The organism is Nitrospinota bacterium (genome assembly GCA_035528715.1).
Taxonomy (GTDB): Bacteria; JADFOP01; JADFOP01; order DATKYB01; family DATKYB01; genus DATKYB01.
Window position 1 is genome coordinate 19,191 of sequence record DATKYB010000130.1, and the last position, 18,438, is coordinate 37,628.

The 18,438-nt window shown below is 35.3% G+C and carries 20 protein-coding genes and 3 tRNA genes; 20 read left to right on the forward strand and 3 right to left on the reverse strand.

Annotated elements, in window-relative coordinates:
• Positions 1 to 10 precede the first annotated feature (10 nt).
• The 9 genes from leuD (at position 11) to VMW81_09280 (ending at position 7,348) form a co-directional block, all read left to right on the forward strand.
• The gene (leuD, locus tag VMW81_09240) at positions 11 to 520 is read left to right on the forward strand and encodes a 3-isopropylmalate dehydratase small subunit (GenBank protein HUU51124.1); all 510 of its coding nucleotides are present in this window, start codon (positions 11 to 13) and stop codon (positions 518 to 520) included.
• Complete coding sequence (gene leuB, locus VMW81_09245; GenBank protein ID HUU51125.1) at positions 517 to 1,590, forward strand: 3-isopropylmalate dehydrogenase; 1,074 nt, start codon at positions 517 to 519, stop codon at positions 1,588 to 1,590. The genes leuD and leuB overlap by 4 nt, the downstream gene beginning before the upstream one ends.
• Before the next feature lie 19 nt (positions 1,591 to 1,609).
• The gene (locus tag VMW81_09250) at positions 1,610 to 2,632 is read left to right on the forward strand and encodes an aspartate-semialdehyde dehydrogenase (protein ID HUU51126.1); all 1,023 of its coding nucleotides are present in this window, start codon (positions 1,610 to 1,612) and stop codon (positions 2,630 to 2,632) included.
• An 18-nt stretch (positions 2,633 to 2,650) separates the two neighbouring features.
• Positions 2,651 to 3,511 (forward strand): S-methyl-5'-thioadenosine phosphorylase, encoded by an 861-nt coding sequence (gene mtnP / locus VMW81_09255; protein ID HUU51127.1) that lies wholly within the window; start codon positions 2,651 to 2,653, stop codon positions 3,509 to 3,511.
• Positions 3,512 to 3,525: 14 nt separating this feature from the next.
• Positions 3,526 to 4,809 (forward strand): glutamate-1-semialdehyde 2,1-aminomutase, encoded by a 1,284-nt coding sequence (gene hemL / locus VMW81_09260; GenBank protein HUU51128.1) that lies wholly within the window; start codon positions 3,526 to 3,528, stop codon positions 4,807 to 4,809.
• A gap of 85 nt (positions 4,810 to 4,894) precedes the next feature.
• Positions 4,895 to 6,181 carry a phosphopyruvate hydratase gene (gene eno, locus VMW81_09265; GenBank protein ID HUU51129.1) on the forward strand — a complete coding sequence of 429 codons (1,287 nt, stop codon included), beginning with the start codon at positions 4,895 to 4,897 and terminating at the stop codon, positions 6,179 to 6,181.
• Positions 6,182 to 6,199: 18 nt separating this feature from the next.
• The gene (locus tag VMW81_09270) at positions 6,200 to 6,544 is read left to right on the forward strand and encodes a septum formation initiator family protein (GenBank protein ID HUU51130.1); all 345 of its coding nucleotides are present in this window, start codon (positions 6,200 to 6,202) and stop codon (positions 6,542 to 6,544) included.
• Positions 6,545 to 6,586: 42 nt separating this feature from the next.
• Positions 6,587 to 6,663, forward strand: a tRNA-Met gene (locus tag VMW81_09275).
• 310 nt (positions 6,664 to 6,973) lie between these two features.
• Positions 6,974 to 7,348, forward strand: coding sequence for a PilZ domain-containing protein (locus tag VMW81_09280; GenBank protein ID HUU51131.1), 375 nt, complete (start codon positions 6,974 to 6,976; stop codon positions 7,346 to 7,348).
• A gap of 287 nt (positions 7,349 to 7,635) precedes the next feature.
• On the opposite strand, the gene VMW81_09285 is transcribed toward VMW81_09280, so the two are convergent.
• The 3 genes from VMW81_09285 to VMW81_09295 form a co-directional block, all read right to left on the reverse strand.
• Positions 7,636 to 8,013: a pyridoxamine 5'-phosphate oxidase family protein gene (locus VMW81_09285; protein HUU51132.1), complete on the reverse strand. Its 378-nt coding sequence runs from the start codon at positions 8,011 to 8,013 to the stop codon at positions 7,636 to 7,638.
• A 100-nt stretch (positions 8,014 to 8,113) separates the two neighbouring features.
• Positions 8,114 to 8,308, reverse strand: a complete 195-nt coding sequence (locus VMW81_09290; GenBank protein HUU51133.1) for a DUF2867 domain-containing protein — start codon at positions 8,306 to 8,308, stop codon at positions 8,114 to 8,116.
• Positions 8,309 to 8,607: 299 nt separating this feature from the next.
• Positions 8,608 to 8,961: a hypothetical protein gene (locus VMW81_09295; GenBank protein ID HUU51134.1), complete on the reverse strand. Its 354-nt coding sequence runs from the start codon at positions 8,959 to 8,961 to the stop codon at positions 8,608 to 8,610.
• Between the two features lie 193 nt (positions 8,962 to 9,154).
• On the opposite strand from VMW81_09295, the gene VMW81_09300 reads away from it, so the two are divergent.
• The 11 genes from VMW81_09300 (at position 9,155) to VMW81_09350 (ending at position 18,436) form a co-directional block, all read left to right on the forward strand.
• Positions 9,155 to 9,817, forward strand: a complete 663-nt coding sequence (locus tag VMW81_09300; protein HUU51135.1) for a hypothetical protein — start codon at positions 9,155 to 9,157, stop codon at positions 9,815 to 9,817.
• 399 nt (positions 9,818 to 10,216) lie between these two features.
• Complete coding sequence (locus tag VMW81_09305; protein HUU51136.1) at positions 10,217 to 11,869, forward strand: N-acetylmuramoyl-L-alanine amidase; 1,653 nt, start codon at positions 10,217 to 10,219, stop codon at positions 11,867 to 11,869.
• 33 nt (positions 11,870 to 11,902) lie between these two features.
• Complete coding sequence (gene der, locus VMW81_09310; GenBank protein HUU51137.1) at positions 11,903 to 13,231, forward strand: ribosome biogenesis GTPase Der; 1,329 nt, start codon at positions 11,903 to 11,905, stop codon at positions 13,229 to 13,231.
• Positions 13,232 to 13,363: 132 nt separating this feature from the next.
• Positions 13,364 to 15,442 (forward strand): elongation factor G, encoded by a 2,079-nt coding sequence (fusA, locus tag VMW81_09315; protein ID HUU51138.1) that lies wholly within the window; start codon positions 13,364 to 13,366, stop codon positions 15,440 to 15,442.
• Between the two features lie 26 nt (positions 15,443 to 15,468).
• Entirely contained in the window at positions 15,469 to 15,750 is a 282-nt protein-coding gene (locus tag VMW81_09320) for an integration host factor subunit alpha (GenBank protein HUU51139.1), read from the forward strand.
• Between the two features lie 38 nt (positions 15,751 to 15,788).
• The gene (locus VMW81_09325; GenBank protein HUU51140.1) at positions 15,789 to 16,148 is read left to right on the forward strand and encodes a MerR family transcriptional regulator; all 360 of its coding nucleotides are present in this window, start codon (positions 15,789 to 15,791) and stop codon (positions 16,146 to 16,148) included.
• Between the two features lie 36 nt (positions 16,149 to 16,184).
• A tRNA-Pro gene (locus VMW81_09330) sits at positions 16,185 to 16,262 on the forward strand.
• Positions 16,263 to 16,339: 77 nt separating this feature from the next.
• Positions 16,340 to 17,092: a 5'/3'-nucleotidase SurE gene (gene surE, locus VMW81_09335; GenBank protein ID HUU51141.1), complete on the forward strand. Its 753-nt coding sequence runs from the start codon at positions 16,340 to 16,342 to the stop codon at positions 17,090 to 17,092.
• Between the two features lie 143 nt (positions 17,093 to 17,235).
• Positions 17,236 to 17,880: a protein-L-isoaspartate(D-aspartate) O-methyltransferase gene (locus VMW81_09340; GenBank protein HUU51142.1), complete on the forward strand. Its 645-nt coding sequence runs from the start codon at positions 17,236 to 17,238 to the stop codon at positions 17,878 to 17,880.
• Positions 17,881 to 17,885: 5 nt separating this feature from the next.
• Positions 17,886 to 17,963 (forward strand) — tRNA-Pro (locus tag VMW81_09345).
• 26 nt (positions 17,964 to 17,989) lie between these two features.
• Entirely contained in the window at positions 17,990 to 18,436 is a 447-nt protein-coding gene (locus tag VMW81_09350) for a TIGR00725 family protein (GenBank protein ID HUU51143.1), read from the forward strand.
• Positions 18,437 to 18,438: the final 2 nt, after the last annotated feature.

An 18,438-nucleotide genomic window follows, 5' to 3' on the forward strand; every position in this document is an offset into this window, starting at 1 on the left:
GGAGGTCAGGGTGCAAATAAAAGGAAAAGCATGGAAGTTTGGTTCAAATATCGATACAGATGTAATCATCCCGGCAAGGTATTTAAATACATCTGATCCGTCTGAACTCGCGAAACACTGCATGGAGAACATAGATAAGGATTTCGTAAAAAATATAGAAAAGGGAGATATCATTGTTGCTGGCAAGAATTTTGGCTGTGGTTCCTCCAGAGAACATGCCCCTGTTTCAATAAAAGCTGCAGGGATATCATGTGTTATCGCGAAAACCTTTGCGAGAATTTTTTATAGAAACGCCATCAATACAGGTCTTCTCATCATTGAGTGTCCTGAAGCTTCAGACAAGATTGAAAGAGGGGATATCGTGAGAATCAATATTCAGGCAGGGAAGATTGAGAATTTGACAAAAAAAGAAGAATATTTGACAACGCCCTTTCCACCTTTTATGCAGAAATTGATTGCGTCAGGTGGCTTGATGCCTTATGTATCTATAAAAGAAGGTCTAGAAAAGGAGAAAAAATGACCTATAAGATTGTTGTTTTGCCAGGAGATGGAATTGGAAAAGATGTAACAAAAGAAGCAGTAAATATATTAAAAATCATTGAAAAAAAATATTCGATCAATTTTGAATTTACCGAACACCTTATCGGTGGGGCTGCCATTGATAAAACAGGAGTCCCACTGACTGATGAAACGCTTTCAGCTTGCGAAGATAGTGATGGGGTTCTCATGGGAGCGGTAGGTGGACCAAAATGGGATCAGCTAGATTACTCTATACGTCCTGAAAAAGGGTTACTGAAGCTTCGAAAGGAACTAGACCTGTTTGCAAATTTAAGGCCAGCTAAACTCTACTCAACGCTCATGGAGGCTTCTCCTTTAAAGAACGAGATTATCCAAGGGCTGGATATTTTGATTGTGAGAGAACTCACAGGAGATATCTATTTTGGAGAACCTAGAGGAGTGGAGAAGAAAAACGGGAAAGAAAGAGGTTTTAACACCATGGTATATTTCGATTATGAAATTGAGAGGATTGCAAGGCTTTCTTTTGAGTTGGCTTCGAAAAGGGACAAAAAACTGACCTCTGTAGATAAGGCAAATGTCCTCGATACAAGTGTATTATGGAGAAAGGTTGTTAACGAAGTTGGAAAAGAGTTTCCTGATATAGAACTTAACCACCTCTATGTTGATAACTGTGCTATGCAGTTAATAAGAGAACCAAAACAGTTTGATGTTATTGTTACCGGAAACATCTTTGGAGATATCTTGAGTGATGAGGCCTCAATGCTTACAGGTTCAATAGGCATGCTTCCCTCTGCAAGTATTGGAGGAAAGGTAGGGGTATATGAGCCTGTTCACGGAAGCGCTCCAGACATAGAAGGTAAGGATATTGCCAATCCCATTGCATCCATTACCTCTGCAGCAATGATGCTCAGATATACATTAGACCAGAAAGAAGCAGCTAATGATATCGAGAATGCTGTAGAAAGGGTTTTAGAAAAGGGCTATAGAACAAAGGATATATTTAAAGAAGGGGATAATTTGGTCGGAACCAGAGAAATGAGTTCCCTTATTTCAGAAGAACTGGAGAAATAATAAAGGAGATGAAATAACAATGAAAGAAAGAAAAGAATACAATGTAGCTGTAGTAGGGGCAACAGGAGTTGTCGGAAACGAGATGATATCTATACTTGAAGAAAGAAAGTTTCCAGTAAAGAACTTAAGGCTCCTTGCATCCGAAAGGTCGGAAGGTAAAAGCCTTGAATTTAAAGGCCAAAAATTTATAGTCAAGACACTTACAAAAGATTCATTTTCAGACATAGATATTGCACTCTTTTCTGCTGGTGGGTCTCGAAGTGAAGAGTTTGCACCAGCAGCAGTTAAGGCAGGGGCAGTAGTTGTAGATAATACAAGCGCCTTTAGAATGGATCCTGAGGTTCCTCTTGTCGTTCCGGAAGTTAACTCTCACGCCATTTCTAAACACAAAGGGATTATCGCTAATCCTAACTGCTCTACGATTCAAATGGTAGTTGCTTTAAAACCCATTCATGACATTGCAAAGATAAAACGAGTGGTTGTTTCCACTTATCAGGCTGTCTCAGGAACAGGAAAGAAGGCTATAGATGAATTGTCGACACAAACCAGAGCAATTTTCAATCTTCAAGAAGTAATATGTAATGTGTATCCTCATCAGATAGCCTTTAACTGCCTCCCTCACATCGATGTTTTTTTTGATAGTGGATATACTAAAGAAGAGATCAAGATGGTTAATGAGACAAAGAAAATTATGGAGGATGATTCGATTGCAGTAACCGCCACTACGGTTAGGGTTCCTGTTTTTCATAGCCATTCAGAATCAATAAATATCGAAACTGAGAAAAAAATAACTGCAGAAGAAGCAAGGGAGGCTCTATCTAAGGCTCCAGGAATCAAGGTCATCGATAACCCTAAAAACTTAGAATATCCCTTGGCTATAGATGCTGCTGGGAAAGATGAGGTTTTCGTTGGTCGAATCAGAGAAGATGAGTCAATAGAAAAAGGATTAAATCTATGGGTAGTTTCTGATAATCTCAGAAAGGGCGCTGCCCTTAATGCCATACAGATAGCCGAGGTAATAATTAGAGATGGCCTCTTATAATTTTTTGGAGAACTTTAAATGTCAAGAGCCAAAATTGGTGTGATAGGCGGAAGCGGCCTCTATAAGATGGAAGGTTTAGAGGTTATTGAGAAAAAAAACCTAAGCACCCCCTTCGGTGATCCATCAGACAGCTTTATTATTGGTTCCTTAGATGGAGCAGATGTTGTTTTCCTCCCAAGACACGGCACTGGTCATAGAATATTGCCATCTGAGCTGAACTTTCGTGCAAATATATACGGTATGAAAGAATTAGGAGCAGAGTGGATAATATCCGTAAGCGCGGTAGGTAGCATGAAAGAAAATCTCTATCCTGGAGATATAGTCATTCCCGACCAGTTTTTTGACAGAACAAAAAAAAGAATCAACACATTTTTTGGAGACGGGGTTGTTGCTCATGTCCCCTTTGCTGACCCAGTTTGCCCTGATCTTAGCTCTATCTTATTTAAAGCAGGAGAGAAGATAGGGGCTAAAATCCATAAAGGAGGGACGTATCTTTGTATTGAAGGTCCCCAGTTTTCTACAAGGGCTGAGTCAAAAACCTATCGAGCCTGGGGTGTAGATATCATAGGAATGACGAATATACCTGAGGCAAAGCTAGCTAGAGAAGCAGAAATCTGCTATGCAACTGTTGCCCTTGTTACCGACTTTGATTGTTGGCACGAATCCGAAGAAGATGTAAAGATTGATGCGGTATTGGAGATTATGAACAAAAACATTAACACGGCAAAGTCCATTATTAAAAAGGCCGTCAAAATGATTTCTGATAAGAGAACATGTATTTGTTCTGAAGCATTAAAACACACAATCCTCACTTCAAAAGAATCCATCCCTGAAAAAACTAAAAAGAATTTAGAAATCATCATAGGTAAATATATTTAAGGGTTATTTTAACTATGGGGAAAAAATCTCAAGATTTGTTTCATATTGCCCAGAGATACATACCAGGAGGCGTTAACAGCCCTGTTCGGTCTTTTAAGGCAGTGGGAGGGACACCTCTATTTATCGAAAGAGGCTTTGGCTCTAAGATATATGATATCGATGGAAACGAATATATCGACTATGTTGGTTCTTGGGGACCAATGATTCTTGGTCATGCCCATCCAGAAGTTATCTCTGCCATTAAGGAAGTCTCTGATAAAGGAACGAGTTTTGGAGCTCCGACTCATTTAGAGGTGAAAATGGCTAAGATGATTATCGAAGCTGTTCCCTCAATCGATATGGTTCGGTTAGTAAATTCAGGTACAGAAACCACGATGAGCGCTATTCGGTTGGCTCGGGGTTTCACAAAGAGAGATAAGATTATAAAATTCAATGGGTGTTATCATGGACATGCAGATAACCTATTAGTACAAGCAGGTTCTGGCGCATCTACTTTTGGGATTCCAGACAGCTCAGGTGTTCCTCAGGATTTGGTCAAGAGCACCATATCTCTACCTTATAATAATATTGAAATTCTAAAAGATGTGTTAGAAAAGATAGGAAAAGATGTTGCATGCATTATTGTTGAACCTATTGCTGGAAACATGGGTGTCATTCCTCCAAAGAAGGACTTTCTCCAAGGACTGAGAAAATTGACCAAAGATTATGATATCGTATTCATCTTTGACGAGGTGATAACGGGATTTAGAGTATCCTACGGTGGAGCACAGGAGTTTTATAATGTCATGCCTGATTTAACATGCCTTGGAAAAATCATAGGAGGGGGTCTACCTGTTGGAGCCTATGGTGGAAGAAAAGATATCATGGAGCATATCTCACCATTGGGCCCTGTTTACCAAGCAGGAACCCTTTCAGGAAATCCCATTGCGATTACTGCTGGTCTTAAAACATTAAAGATCTTATCAAGCAATAAAGAGATATATAATGAATTGGATAAAAAGGCAGAAGTCCTCTGTAAAGGCATGAGTGAAAATTCAAAAAAGGTAGGGATTCCTGCATATTTTACAAGAGTCGGATCGATGTTTTGCATGTTTTTCAATAAAGAAGAGGTGTTTGATTATGAGGCAGCCAAGAAGTCTGACACAAGACGCTTTGCAAAATATTTTCATTCAATGCTAGATCAGGGGGTAAGTATCGCTCCTTCACAATTTGAAGCGGGATTTGTCTCTACGGCCCACTCATATCAAGATATAGAAAAAACCCTCTCTGCAAACCTCACTGCGCTAAAATCTCTTTAGAAGCTTTTTTAAAAAACGGGTTGAATAATTCTAAGAAAAGATATAATATAATTTTTTAAATAAAAATAAATTAGAAAGGTGGCTTATGTCAAAAGTTACAGAAGTTATCGGAAGAGAAATCATTGACTCTCGCGGCAATCCTACAATTGAAGTTGATGTAATTTTAGAAAATGGAATACTGGGAAGGGCTTCAGTTCCTTCAGGGGCATCCACTGGTGAGAGAGAAGCCATTGAATTAAGAGATGGGGATAAAAAACGCTATCTCGGTAAAGGCGTTAAAAAAGCTGTTGAAAATATAAACAACAAGATAGCTGAAGAGATGGTTGGGCTCGATCCTGCAGATCAGGTCTTTATAGACAATCTCCTTTTAAGCTTAGATGGTACAGAGAACAAATCAAATTTAGGTGCCAATGCCATTTTGGGGGTATCGCTGGCAATTGCTAAGTCAGCAGCCCAGGACTTGGGGCTACCTCTCTATCAATACATAGGAGGAGCCAACGCAAAAGAGCTTCCTGTGCCTATGATGAATATTCTCAATGGGGGTTCCCATGCTGACAATAATCTTGATCTCCAAGAATATATGATAATGCCATTAGGGGCAGAGAGCTTATCAGAAGCTGTGAGAATGGGCTCAGAGGTATTTCATAACCTAAAGAAGGTTCTTTCAGAAAAAAAATATAATACCGCTGTAGGAGATGAAGGAGGTTTTGCACCTAATCTTCGTTCAAACGAAGAGGCTTTTGGATTAATTCTAAAAGGAATTGAGAAGTCGGGATATAAACCAGGAGAAGACATCTATCTAGCAATAGACGCTGCTGCGAGTGAATTCTATAAAGATGGAGAATATATCTTGTCTGCAGAAAAAAAACCTAAAAAGTCATCTGAAGAAATGATAGAATTTTATAAAGGCATGATAAAAAAATATCCAATTATTTCCGTAGAAGACGGGCTTGCTGAGAATGATTGGGATGGGTGGAAGTTATTAACTCAGGAACTTGGTAAAAAGATTCAGATTGTTGGAGATGATATCTTTGTAACCAATACAAAGATATTTCAAGAGGGTATTAAGAAAGGTATTGCAAACTCGATATTAATTAAATTAAATCAGATTGGAACGCTGACCGAAACTTTAGATGCTATAGAGATGGCTAAAAGAAACGGATATACTGCTGTAGTATCACACAGGTCAGGAGAAACAGAAGATGTTACCATTGCCGATGTGGCAGTGGCTTATAATACAGGTCAGATTAAAACAGGCTCCCTTTCTCGGACTGATAGGGTTTCTAAATATAATCAATTAATAAGAATAGAGGAGGAACTCGGAGATATAGCCATATTTAAAGGTAAAGGGGTATTTTACAATATTCAATAAATTATCTAATTTTCCAAAATGGATAATAGAAAAAAAAATAACAAAAGATTTAACATTCCTTTCATTTTAACCCTTTGCTTTTTTTTATCTCTTATCTATGTCTCTATATTTGGTTCACAAGGTATAATGAAGGTTTTTCAGATGAATAATAGGGTGGATGCTATGAAGAAGGAGATTCAGCTGTTAGAAAAAGAGAATAATAGGATTAGAAAAGAGATTCATCAACTAAAAACAGATCCCTATTACATAGAAAAGCTTGCCAGAGAAGAGCTTGGGCTTGTAAAACCAAAGGAAAAGGTTTACGAATTTGTTGACGAAAAGGAAGATGAAAAGAAACCTAAAAGAGACATAAAAATTCCTTGACAACCATTTGATAATAAAATAATATCAATCGTTTAGAATTATCGCGGGGTGGAGCAGTCTGGTAGCTCGTTGGGCTCATAACCCAAAGGTCGCTGGTTCGAATCCAGCCCCCGCTACCAATAAAATCAATGGCTTGCTGATATCGGTAGGCCATTTTTTTGTCATTTTCTAACACTTTTCTAACAAAGTAATTAAAAATAGCAAAAAATAACGGGAAATAATTTTTAATATTTTTTTCATAAATATCTATTTTAATTATAGTTAGCCCTGTTATCTCTTGTTTCCTTAACCTTGAGTATGACTCATATCATTTCACTCTGCTAAACTCATTCAAACTACCTTAAATTATCATATTAAAGTTATAAAGAAGTTTGCCGATAAATAGTTGTAAGACTATGTTTAATTTTTAAAATTTGTCATTTATAAACGATGAAGACAATAGGACAAAAAGAGAGACGTAGAGCACCGAGAATAACTTTACGTTCAGCTTTTATAGATGTATATCCTATAAATGGTGAGCATAAAACAGAGCTCAGAGGAAAAATCTGTGATGTTTCTGCTGTAGGAGCAAAATTTATCTCTAGCAAGCCCTATATGAAGGATTCAGAAATTTATGTTGGTCTTTTGTTACCGAGTATTAATACTGTAATAAATATTTCTGGCAGAGTAGTTCGGTGCGAAAAGAAAAGTAGTGAGGAGTATCACATTGCTATAGAATTTAAGGAAGATCGCTATCAACAGTCTCTCATAGAAGAATACATAAGAATTATGAAATCGTGGGATAAACAATGGGAAAGACATTAAAATTAGTTTATTCTCTCACCAGTTTGATAAATTAATTTTTCAATCCTTCTTTCCTTTTTTTAATTCCCTTTTTTTATATATTAAGACAGAACATAGACAAAAGATCAAAGGTGCTTTTATTATCTTTAGATAATCTATTATTTCTTTAAACAAAAAGCCCCAGATATTTCTATCATGGGACTTTAGGAGGGGTAGGAAAAGAAATTAAAAAAACTTTCTTTCCTATTTAAAATAATAATATTCTTTTTTTAAATTACAAACTTGATATGCCATAGAAGAATCCAATATTATTCTTTGTCTCCAACAAGAGGTAAAACCTTATCAATTCTAAAATAGACAAGATATCTTGTCGTATCTTTATATTCTTTGTAATCCTTTCTTCTTCTAAGAGTATCGATAAATTCGCTATTCTTCTCCTCTCTAATTTTTGTGAGATAAAGCCTTTTGCCTATGTATTTATCCCCCCCTTCCATAAAAAGGTATGCGGCATGAGGGTTTGACTGGAGATTCTTATGGGTCAAGCGCTCAAGCATGATAAAAGCAATAGTCTCTTCATCAATAAAATGAGGCCTTGCATAAACCGCAGCATCCACTCTTCCATCTGAATCTGCTGTAGCGATTACGCCAAGACCTTTTTTATTTTCAAAATATTCGCTAAGCTTCATTGTTATTTCTCCATAAAAAGTTTATTTATTCAAATATATATTGCTTTTTGGATAAAAACAAATGAGAAATAAATAAAAGAAAATTCTATTATCCTACATTCTATTGTTCTCTAATGGATTTAGCAATTCCATTAAGCGTTCCTTTTAATATCAACTTGTGTATTGGGTAAAGAGGATACCAATAAAGTAATCCGAGAATGCCTATAGGATCAAAGATTAATGTCTGCCAAATAATCGAACCGGTTTTATCCTTTTCGACTTCAAATTGCAGCCAGCCTCGTCCAGGAAGCTTCATTTCGGCATTTAATCTGAGAAGGCGATTCTGTCGATTGCTTCAACACGCCAAAAATCAACAGTATCACCAAGTAATAAAGATTTTGGATTGCGGCGCCCCCGCCTTGTTCCAACACCCCCTAAAATCTGATCTAAAAATCCTCTCAGATACCAGAGCCAGTTATATTTATACCAACCAGATGTACCTCCGACTTAATCGGTCTGAAAGCATCAGATGGAGGATAAGGAACCTTTATTTCATACGAGGCCGGTTGACGACTCCAGATCCAAACCCAGGAAGGAGGTCCTGATCAAAAATTTTTAGATTAAGTCAGAACTTATTATCCATTCCACGGCTGGAGGTACTTCTTGTTGCGGAAAATCATGATTTGGGTTGAAATTTTTATATTTATTTTTTACAAAGTTAAAAATCTTTTTGTCTGCATTTTTTCGATCACTATCGTTTTCAAGATTGTGGTCCTCAATTGTTTCTCGAGGGATTATGATTTTGATTGGCCGGGAGCGCTTGTGTTTACGATCTGGGTCACTGCCAAGATACCAGCACACCTTAATAATAATAGCATCTTCAGTTGTTTCTTCGCTTAAGAAATCTGCATCTGGAGGAAATATAGGTTTTAGCAACTGAGTATAATGATTGATTAATGAATCATACATGATATGGTTTCCTGAAAGATTAAAATTTTATGTAAAGGTTTTTGTTTAAACAAAAATATTAAAAGATAATGGCTTTATAAATCTTTTGGTAACACCCTGTCAAGACTTCCCATTGCAAAAACTCATTTTTTTCTTATTATTATATAATTTATAATATATTATAGTTACTAATGAAGGATAGGAGGATATAGAAATGTCAGATGATTTTAGCGAACAAGATAAAGTAAAATGTCTCCTTTGGTGTAATCGTCATTGTTGTCTATGCGGAAAAGCCTGCGGAGCGAATATTGAAATCGCACATATTGAAAAAGGATCTGCTGATATTGATAATGCTATACCACTATGTTTTGAGTGTCACAGTGAAATTGGTAGATATAATAAAGAGCATCCTCTAGGCAATAAATATCGGCCAAAAGAGCTTAAAGCACGTCGAGATCAAATCTATGAGGAACAAACTCGCCATCTTGTTCCTCCGATCCATTATAAAATTACTCAGGTGCTGCCTAATAACCAGAGACGTCGTTTGCCCGATGTTGGCTTTAAAATTTGGCATATGGGGGATTCCCTACCTGTAAATGTCTTAGTTAATGCTCAAATACTATTAGGAAATAAAGACTTAGGTTGGCCAGAAACTGAAGAATATTATTCTGGAAAGAAGAAATGGAATTTAAACCCACGTTTTCTTATTCGAGGGCATTTTAGCGTTCCAAAAGAAGCTGTTGTGAGTTCTGAGCGCTTAGAGATAAAAGTAAAAGTTACGATTATTGACCAGTATGAGAGACATCATCAGTTATTACCTGTTGGATGGATCTATACAAGAGATAAAAAAGTAGAAGATTGGTATTTAGAACCATGAAAGGATTTTAGTGCCGACTACAAGGGAAAACTGGCCAACTAGCCACTTTTGCCATTTGATTTGATAAACTACAATCTTTTGCCATTGACATATTTATTTTTTCCTTTCAGAAAGACAAACCAAATAAATATTTTGCGATGATGATGTGTTGGCTAAAAAACCTTCAATAACACTATATATTCCATAAAATAATAATGCGGAGGATATATGTCAACTCAAATTTAGGAATAGGGGGCATAATAGATAATAAGCCTGAGTTTGAAATTAATCGAAAATTTAAAGTAGTTTTTTCAGTTCCAAAAAAGCTTTATGTTTAAAAAACTCTTTTTCTTGACATATTTTTTTTCTGTAATAAAATGTCAATAAATCAATATTTTATCAGCGTTTAGAATTCGGTTTATGAAGTCTTTAAAAAACATTTTATTGTTGTTTTTCTCCATCTTTTTCTTGCTAATTACTGTTCCCTCAAATGCTGATCTCTCACCAGAGAAGACTTATGAGATTGCTAAAAGGAGATATCACAAACTGATGACCTCATCTCCTATAGAAAAGATAAATAGACAGAGTTGGGATCGTACAATAGGTCTATTTAAAGAAGTTTTTAATAAAAATCCTAGAGGTTCTTTAGCTGATGATTCTCTATTCTCAATTGGAAGTCTTTACGCAGAGCTTTATAGAAGAGCTGGAAACAAGGATGACTTAAAGAATGCAGTAAAATACTATCAAAAGGTCTACCAAGAATTTCCTAAAAGCAACCTATCAGATGATTCCCTTTTTTTGATAGGAGAAGCATTTTTTCTTTATGAAAAGGACTATTCCAGTGCTGATTCAGCTTATAGAAAGATAGTAAATAATTATCCTAAAGGGGATAAATATACCTCAGCAAAAATAAGATTAAGAGAGATTAAGCAGTTCTATTCAAATAAAGCTTCTTTAGAGAAAAAAGAGGGATTGAGCCAAATAAAAGGTGTTCGTCATTGGTCAAACCCAAAATATACTCGAATCGTCATTGATTTAGATAACAAAGTTACCTATAAAGAATCTCAACTGAAGAACCCAGACAGAATCTACCTTGATCTCTTAAATACAAGATTAGGACCAGAAGTAAAAAAACATTTCATAAAAATCGGAGACAGCCTTTTAAAAAGCATAAGATTAAGTCACCATACAGCAGAGATAACCAGGGTAGTTATAGATATTAATAATATAAATAGATATAAAATCTTTGTTCTCGAGAATCCTTTTAGAATAGTCATTGATGTTAAAGGAGGCTGTGTTAAGGATGAGGTAGTTACTGAAAAGAGAAAAGAAGAGGATGCTCTCCCTAGAAAGAAAAGAGAAGAATTGACAGTAAAACATTATATAAAGACAATTGTTATTGATCCCGGGCACGGAGGTAAAGATCCTGGGGCTATTGGATATAATGGTCTTGAGGAAAAAACAGTTGTTTTAGATATTGCTAAGAGACTGAAAAAAATAATGAGAAAAAAAACGAACTATAAAGTTATCTTAACAAGAGAAAAAGATGTTTATCTTTCATTAGAAGAAAGAACAGCTATTGCAAATACTTTAAATGCTGACCTATTTATTTCTTTACATGCTAATGCCAGCAGAAGAAGGGGCGCTATGGGTGTTGAGTCCTATTTTCTTGACTATACTTTTAATGAAGAAGTCCTAGAGATTGCTTCCAGAGAAAATAACGCTCCTTTTTTATTGAAGGATGACCTTCAAGCAATTTTGTATGATCTTAAAAAAACCAATTATTATAATGAATCTATTCTCTTGGCAAATCATGTTCAAGAGTCATTGATTTTGAGTCTTGATTCTAATTATCGAAAATTGAAAAATCGAGGCGCTAAAGCGGCCCCTTTTTATGTTCTATTTGGCGCAGAAATGCCGAGTGTTCTTATAGAGACTCTCTTCATAAGCAATAGAAAAGAAGAGAAAATGTTGAGGAACGAGAGATATAAGCAGCGTATAGCAGAAGCCATATTTATAGGTATCCAGAATTATATGAGTGAAACTAAGAAAGATTTACGAGCAGCAAGGTAAAAATTATTCCTGATTAAAACCCTCTTTGAAATTATGAAAAAAAACAAAAAAGAAATTCCTGTAGTAGCTATAGTCGGAAGACCTAATGTTGGTAAATCGGCTCTATTTAATAAGATTATTGGTCAAAGAAAGGCCATTGTCAATGATACTGAAGGACTTACTAGAGATAGAAACTACAATAGAGCCTCTTTTGAGGGAAAAGATTTTATTTTAATAGATACAGGAGGTTTTGAGCCTGTCTCGAAAGATAATATCTTGATGCAAGTTAAAGAACAGGCTCAATTAGCAATTGATGAATCTGATATTATCATATTTCTCTGCGATGGTAAAACAGGAATCACAAATGATGACATAGAGATTTTTAATTTTCTTAGAAAAACTGAGAAACCAATTGTTGTTTCAATAAATAAAATCGATGACTCGAAACACAAAGAAAGGGTTTATGATTTCTATAAACTGGGAACAGATCAACTCTTAGCAATATCAGCGGAACATTCAATTGGGATTAGTGATCTTTTAAACACAGTATGTAATTTCTTACCGGATTATAAGGAAATAAAATATCCTGATACATATATAAGGGTCTCTGTTGTTGGACGGCCAAACGTAGGCAAATCTTCCCTAATAAATAAGATCATAAATGAAAAAAGGGTTCTTGTTGATAAATCTCCAGGAACAACAAGGGATTCAATAGATACATATTTCAAAAGAGATGAGAAGGAATTTTTATTTATTGATACAGCTGGGATTAGAAGAAAGGGAAGAGTAACAAACGTTCTTGAAAAATACTGTGTAATTATGGCTTTAAAAAGCTTAGAAAGATCTGATATTGCTTTGATCTTAATAGATGCAACTGATGGAATCACAGCTCAAGATACAAAAATTGCAGGCTATGCATACGAGGCAGGTAAGGCATGTATTATCGTAGTTAACAAATGGGATTTGGTTGAAAAAGATAATAAAACAACAGGAGCTTATACAACAGAAATTAAGAATAAATTAAAATATCTTTCTTTTGCTCCTGTTATTTTTGTTTCAGCCGAGACAGGCCAGAGGATAAATAAGCTTTTTCCTCTTATTGAAGAAATTTTTAAAGAATATAACAAAAAATTAAGCACTAGTAAATTAAACCGTATTATTAAAAAGATATGGGACAAGAGACATCCATCTTCATACAGAGGAAAAGCCGTAAAGTTTTATTATTCAACACAAATAAAATCCGGTCCACCAACCTTTTTAATCTTTGTCAATTATTCAAAAGGAATTCATTTTTCTTATATGAGATATATTGAAAATGGGTTAAGAAATGAATTTGGGTTCTTCGGAACACCCTTAAGAATATTATTAAGGGATAGAAGGTAAATATAAATTTTATTAATAAAAATAATTTAGTATCTTGACAAAAAATTTTTAAAATGATAATTAAGGATTGTCTTACTTCTAAGTCTCCAAAAACTTAAATCCTAGAAAATATCGTCAGGAGGAACGTTGACAATGGCTGAAGTTATCAAGATTAGAAATGTTAGTATTGTTGGGAATGGAGGAACAGGGAAAACATCTCTAAGTGATGCAATACTCTACGATGCTGGAGCTGTTGATAGGCTTGGCAAAGTAAATAATGGTTCGAGCATAATGGATTATGACGCTGATGAGATATCAAGACAAACGACAATAAATTTGTCGTTAGGATACTGTAACTGGAATAAGTACAAAATTAATATCTTAGATACTCCAGGAAATGCAAATTTTTTTAGTGATACTGAGGGATCTTTAAGAGTAGTAGATGGTTTGGTAGTAGTGGTGAGTGCAACAGATGGTGTAGGTGTTCAGACAGAGAAAATTTGGAATAAGGCCAATGAATTAAATCTTCCCAGAATCGTTTTTCTAAATAAAATCGACCAAGAAAGAGCTGATTTTTTTGGAAATATAGAGAATTTGAGCAAATCCTTTAATCAAAATATTGTTCCCTTACAAATCCCTGTAAATCAAGGCGTTAATTTTAATGGTATCATAGATTTGATTAAGATGAAGGTATTAAAATTTGATGGGGTTAGCAATAAGGTTAGTGAAGAAGAGATACCAAAAGAGCTTTTAGAAAAGGCAAACGAACAGAGAGAAAAGCTTATTGAAGCCTCAGCAGAAATAAATGATAAACTTTTAGAAAAATATCTTGAGGGAGAGGAATTAGATGATACAGAAATAAAAAAATCATTAAGGGAAGGGATTATTAACGGTAAGATTGTTCCTGTTGTTTGTGGATGCGTTATTAAAAATATGGGGGTTCAACCTCTCCTTGATTTAATAGTTGAATGTTTACCATCACCAAATGAGAGACCAGAAATAAAAGGGACTGATCCTAAAAATAACGAGGTTGTTTCTAAAAATCCTTCTGAACAGGAACCCTTTTCAGCCTTTGTATTTAAGACAATTACAGATCCCTATGCAGGGAAGCTGAACTTCTTTAGAGTATTTTCGGGTCAACTCACTTCTGATTCAACAGTGCTTAACTCGACCAAAAAAACACAAGAGAGGATAGGTCAGATTTATGCTATGTTAGGGAAAAACCAGAAGCCAGTTTCTTCAATAAGTGCTGGGGATTTTGCTGCAGTAGCCAAATTAAAAACAACCGTAACTGGTGATACTTTCTGCGATGAAAAAAAGCCTATAATCTTTGAACCGATAAAATTCCCTGATTCAGTAATCTCTTTTGCTATTGTCCCAAAATCAAAAGGAGACGAAGAAAAGGTAAGTACAGCCCTTACGAAGTTAAAAGAAGAGGATCCTACATTAAAAGTGGAAAGAGACAGTCAGACAAAAGAGCTTACGATTTCTGGTATGGGACAAATCCATCTAGAAGTTATCGTGGAAAAACTAAAGAGGAAATTTGGTGTTGAAGTTAATATGAAGACACCTAAGGTTCCCTATAAAGAGACAATTAGAAAATCATGCAAGGTTCAAGGGAAATATAAGAAACAGTCAGGTGGAAGAGGGCAATATGGTGATACCCGGATAGAGATAGAGCCTCTTCCAAGAGGAAAGGGTTTTGAATTTGTTAACAAGATAGTTGGTGGAGTGATTCCAAGACAATATGTTCCTGCTGTTGAAAAGGGTATCGTAGAAGCTATGGGACAAGGAGCATTAGCTGGATACACTGTTGTTGATGTTAAGGTAACCCTTTATGACGGTTCGTTTCATTCCGTTGATTCATCAGAAATGGCCTTTAAAATAGCGGGTTCGCTTGCATTTAAAAAAGGGGTTCTTCAAGCAAATCCGGTACTCCTTGAACCCATTATGAATATCGAAGTAGTGGTTCCTGAAGAATATATGGGTGATATCATTGGAGATTTGAATTCCAAGAGAGGAAAAATTTCAGGTGTTGATTCGATGAATAGTAACCAGAAAATCAAAGCTCAGGTGCCGATGGCAGAAATATTGAGTTATTCCTCCAACTTAACGTCTATGACGGGAGGAAGAGGTGCTTTTACTATGGAATTTTCTCATTATGAAGAGGTACCCGGTCATATTTCAGAAGTAATAATTAAGGAAAAAGGTGAGAAAAAAGAAGAAAAATAAAAACAAGAAAGAGGAGCCTTATTAAAATGATAAAAACCAATATTATAAACTCTGTTTATGAAAGGATCGGTTTTTCGAGACACGAAGCAGAAGAGGCTGTAGAAATCATATTCAATATTATAAAAGAGACCTTAGAGAAAGGAGAGAACGTTAAAATTTCAAGACTTGGAACTTTTAATATCCATAGTAAAAACCAAAGGATTGGCAGGAATCCAAAGACTGGACAAGAGATTATGATTTCCCCTAGAAAGGTCCTGAGCTTTAAAGCAAGTCAGATACTAAAGGATAGGGTAAACCATTCTAAATAGATATTATATTTTTCCTTTAAATATAAATTGAAATTGTCATGACCCATATTCCTGAAAAATTATTCTTTAAGATTGGAGAAGTAGCAAAAATTACAGGTATTAAACCATATATCCTTAGATATTGGGAATCCGAGTTTCCTATTATTCGTCCTGAAAAAAACAGAGTGGGTCAAAGAGTCTATCAGAAAAAGGATCTAGAGAGAATTCTAGAGATAAAGAGACTTTTATATGATGAGCGATATACGATTGCTGGTGCAAAAAAGAAGATATTAGACGATTCCAAGAAAACAGCTCGTCAAATGACCTTAAACATTGATCAAGAACAATTATATAAAAGATTAATATATAATTTAAAAAATGATTTAGTTTCAATTTTTCGTATCTTAGATAAAAAATAAAGAGTAAACCGCTGTATTAATTGACATCGATTAGGGCGGGGCGTAGCGCAGCCTGGTTAGCGCACCTGAATGGGGTTCAGGGGGTCGGAGGTTCAAATCCTCTCGCCCCGACCATTTTATTTTAGCAGAAAGCTGGAGAGATAAAGAGTCTGCCCGAAGGGTAGGCTTTTTATCTATTGAGGAATAAAATTTTGAAGATACTTTTATCAAATGATGACGGTATAAATTCTGAGGGATTAAAATTCCTACACGACTCGCTAAAAAACCTTGGTAAAATCATTGTCATTGCTCCTAATAGAGAAAGAAGTGTAGTAGGGCATTCCCTAACATTAGATTCCCCACTAAGAATTGAAAAAATAAAGAACAACTGGTTTTCAATTAACGGAACACCAGCAGATTGTGTTAATATTGGTCTAAACTTTATTCTAAAAAGAAAAAAGCCTGATATTCTTATTTCTGGAATAAATAAAGGAGGAAATTTGGGAAATGATGTTACATATTCTGGAACGGTTTCTGCAGCAATGGAAGGAACCTTATTAGGGATCCCATCGATTGCTGTTTCTCTAGTTTCAAAAAATAATTTTCATTTCTCGACAGCTGCAGAATTTACATTAGAACTAGCAAGTTATGTGTTGAAGAAAGGATTACCGAAAAATACACTATTAAATGTAAATATTCCTAATAAGCCTCTTAAAGAGTTGAAAGGAGTTAGAATTACTAAACAGGGAAAGAGTATTTACGGAGATACCATTGTAGAAAAAGTTGATCCAAGAAATAAAAAGTATTATTGGATAGGCAGCAATAATCGAAAATGGAGTCTTGAAGAAGATACAGATATGTTTGCAATCCAGAATGATGAAATTTCCATAACCCCCCTTCATCTTGATCTAACTAATTATGAGGCTTATTCAAAGCTGCTAAAAGAGTGGAAATTTCATATATAATTTAGTTGTTTTGCTGGCTTAACAGATACTTTCCATAATTAATTAATCATAATAAAAAGTTTTTAGAGAATTAAAGAAAATTATACAGATGATTAGTAAGTATCCGATACGTTCTTTTTAATTTATTAAGAGAATTTAGATAAATGGAATATTCAGTAGCCAGAAACAAAATGGTTAGAGATCAACTGATAAATAGAGGAATTAAAGATCAAAAGGTTTTAGACGCTATGGCAAAAATTCCTAGGCATTTATTCGTTGAGCAGGCATTAAGAGATAGGGCTTATGGTGATTATCCGTTACCTATTGGTGAGAAACAAACAATCTCGCAGCCTTATATCGTAGCATTAATGACAGAAGCCTTAAAATTAGCGGGAGATGAGAAGGTTCTTGAAATAGGGACTGGATCCGGATATCAGACAGCAATACTTGCTGAATTAGCTATAAAGGTATATTCCATTGAGAGAATAAAATCCCTTTCTATAAAGGCAAGAAAAAACCTAGATAAATTGAAATATCACAACACAGTTTTAAAAGTCTTTGATGGAACATATGGATGGAAAGAAGAGGCCCCTTTTAATGTAATTATGGTTACAGCAGCCTCTCCAAATATTCCAGAAACACTTGTTGACCAACTAGCGATTAATGGAAGGATGGTTATTCCAGTAGGAGGTTCATTTTCTCAGAACCTGATAAAGGTTGTTAAAAATGAAGAAGGAATTAAAACATCTAATCTTAGTGGATGTGTTTTTGTAAAGTTAATTGGGAACCATGCTTGGAAACATGAATAGAATGTCGGGGCGTAGCGCAGCCTGGTTAGCGCACCTGCTTCGGGAGCAGGGGGTCGGAGGTTCAAATCCTCTCGTCCCGACCATTTTGAATATTAAATGAGAAAAGAAAATGAATATTGGTGTTATTGGTGGTGCTTTTTGTAATTCTGATATTTATAGAATTGCTGAAGATGTTGGAAGATTTATAGCGAAAAGGGGAGGGGTGTTAATTACTGGTGGTTTAAGTGGTGTTATGGAAGCAGCTTCAAAAGGTGCTAAAGAAGAAGGGGGATTAACCGTTGGAATATTACCGGGTTTTGAAGATACAGATGCAAATAGATATATTGATATACCGATTGTTACCGGACTTGACCATGCCAGAAATGTTATTGTCGTAAGAAGTTCTCAAGCAATCATTGCTATAAATGGAGAGTATGGAACATTGTCAGAAATCTCTATTGCATTAAAGATAGGAAAGCCTGTTATTGGAATCAATACATGGAAGTGGCTAAAAGATATTGTAGTAGCAAATGGAGCAGAGGATGCGGTAGAAAAAGCGTTTAGCCTCATAAAATAGAA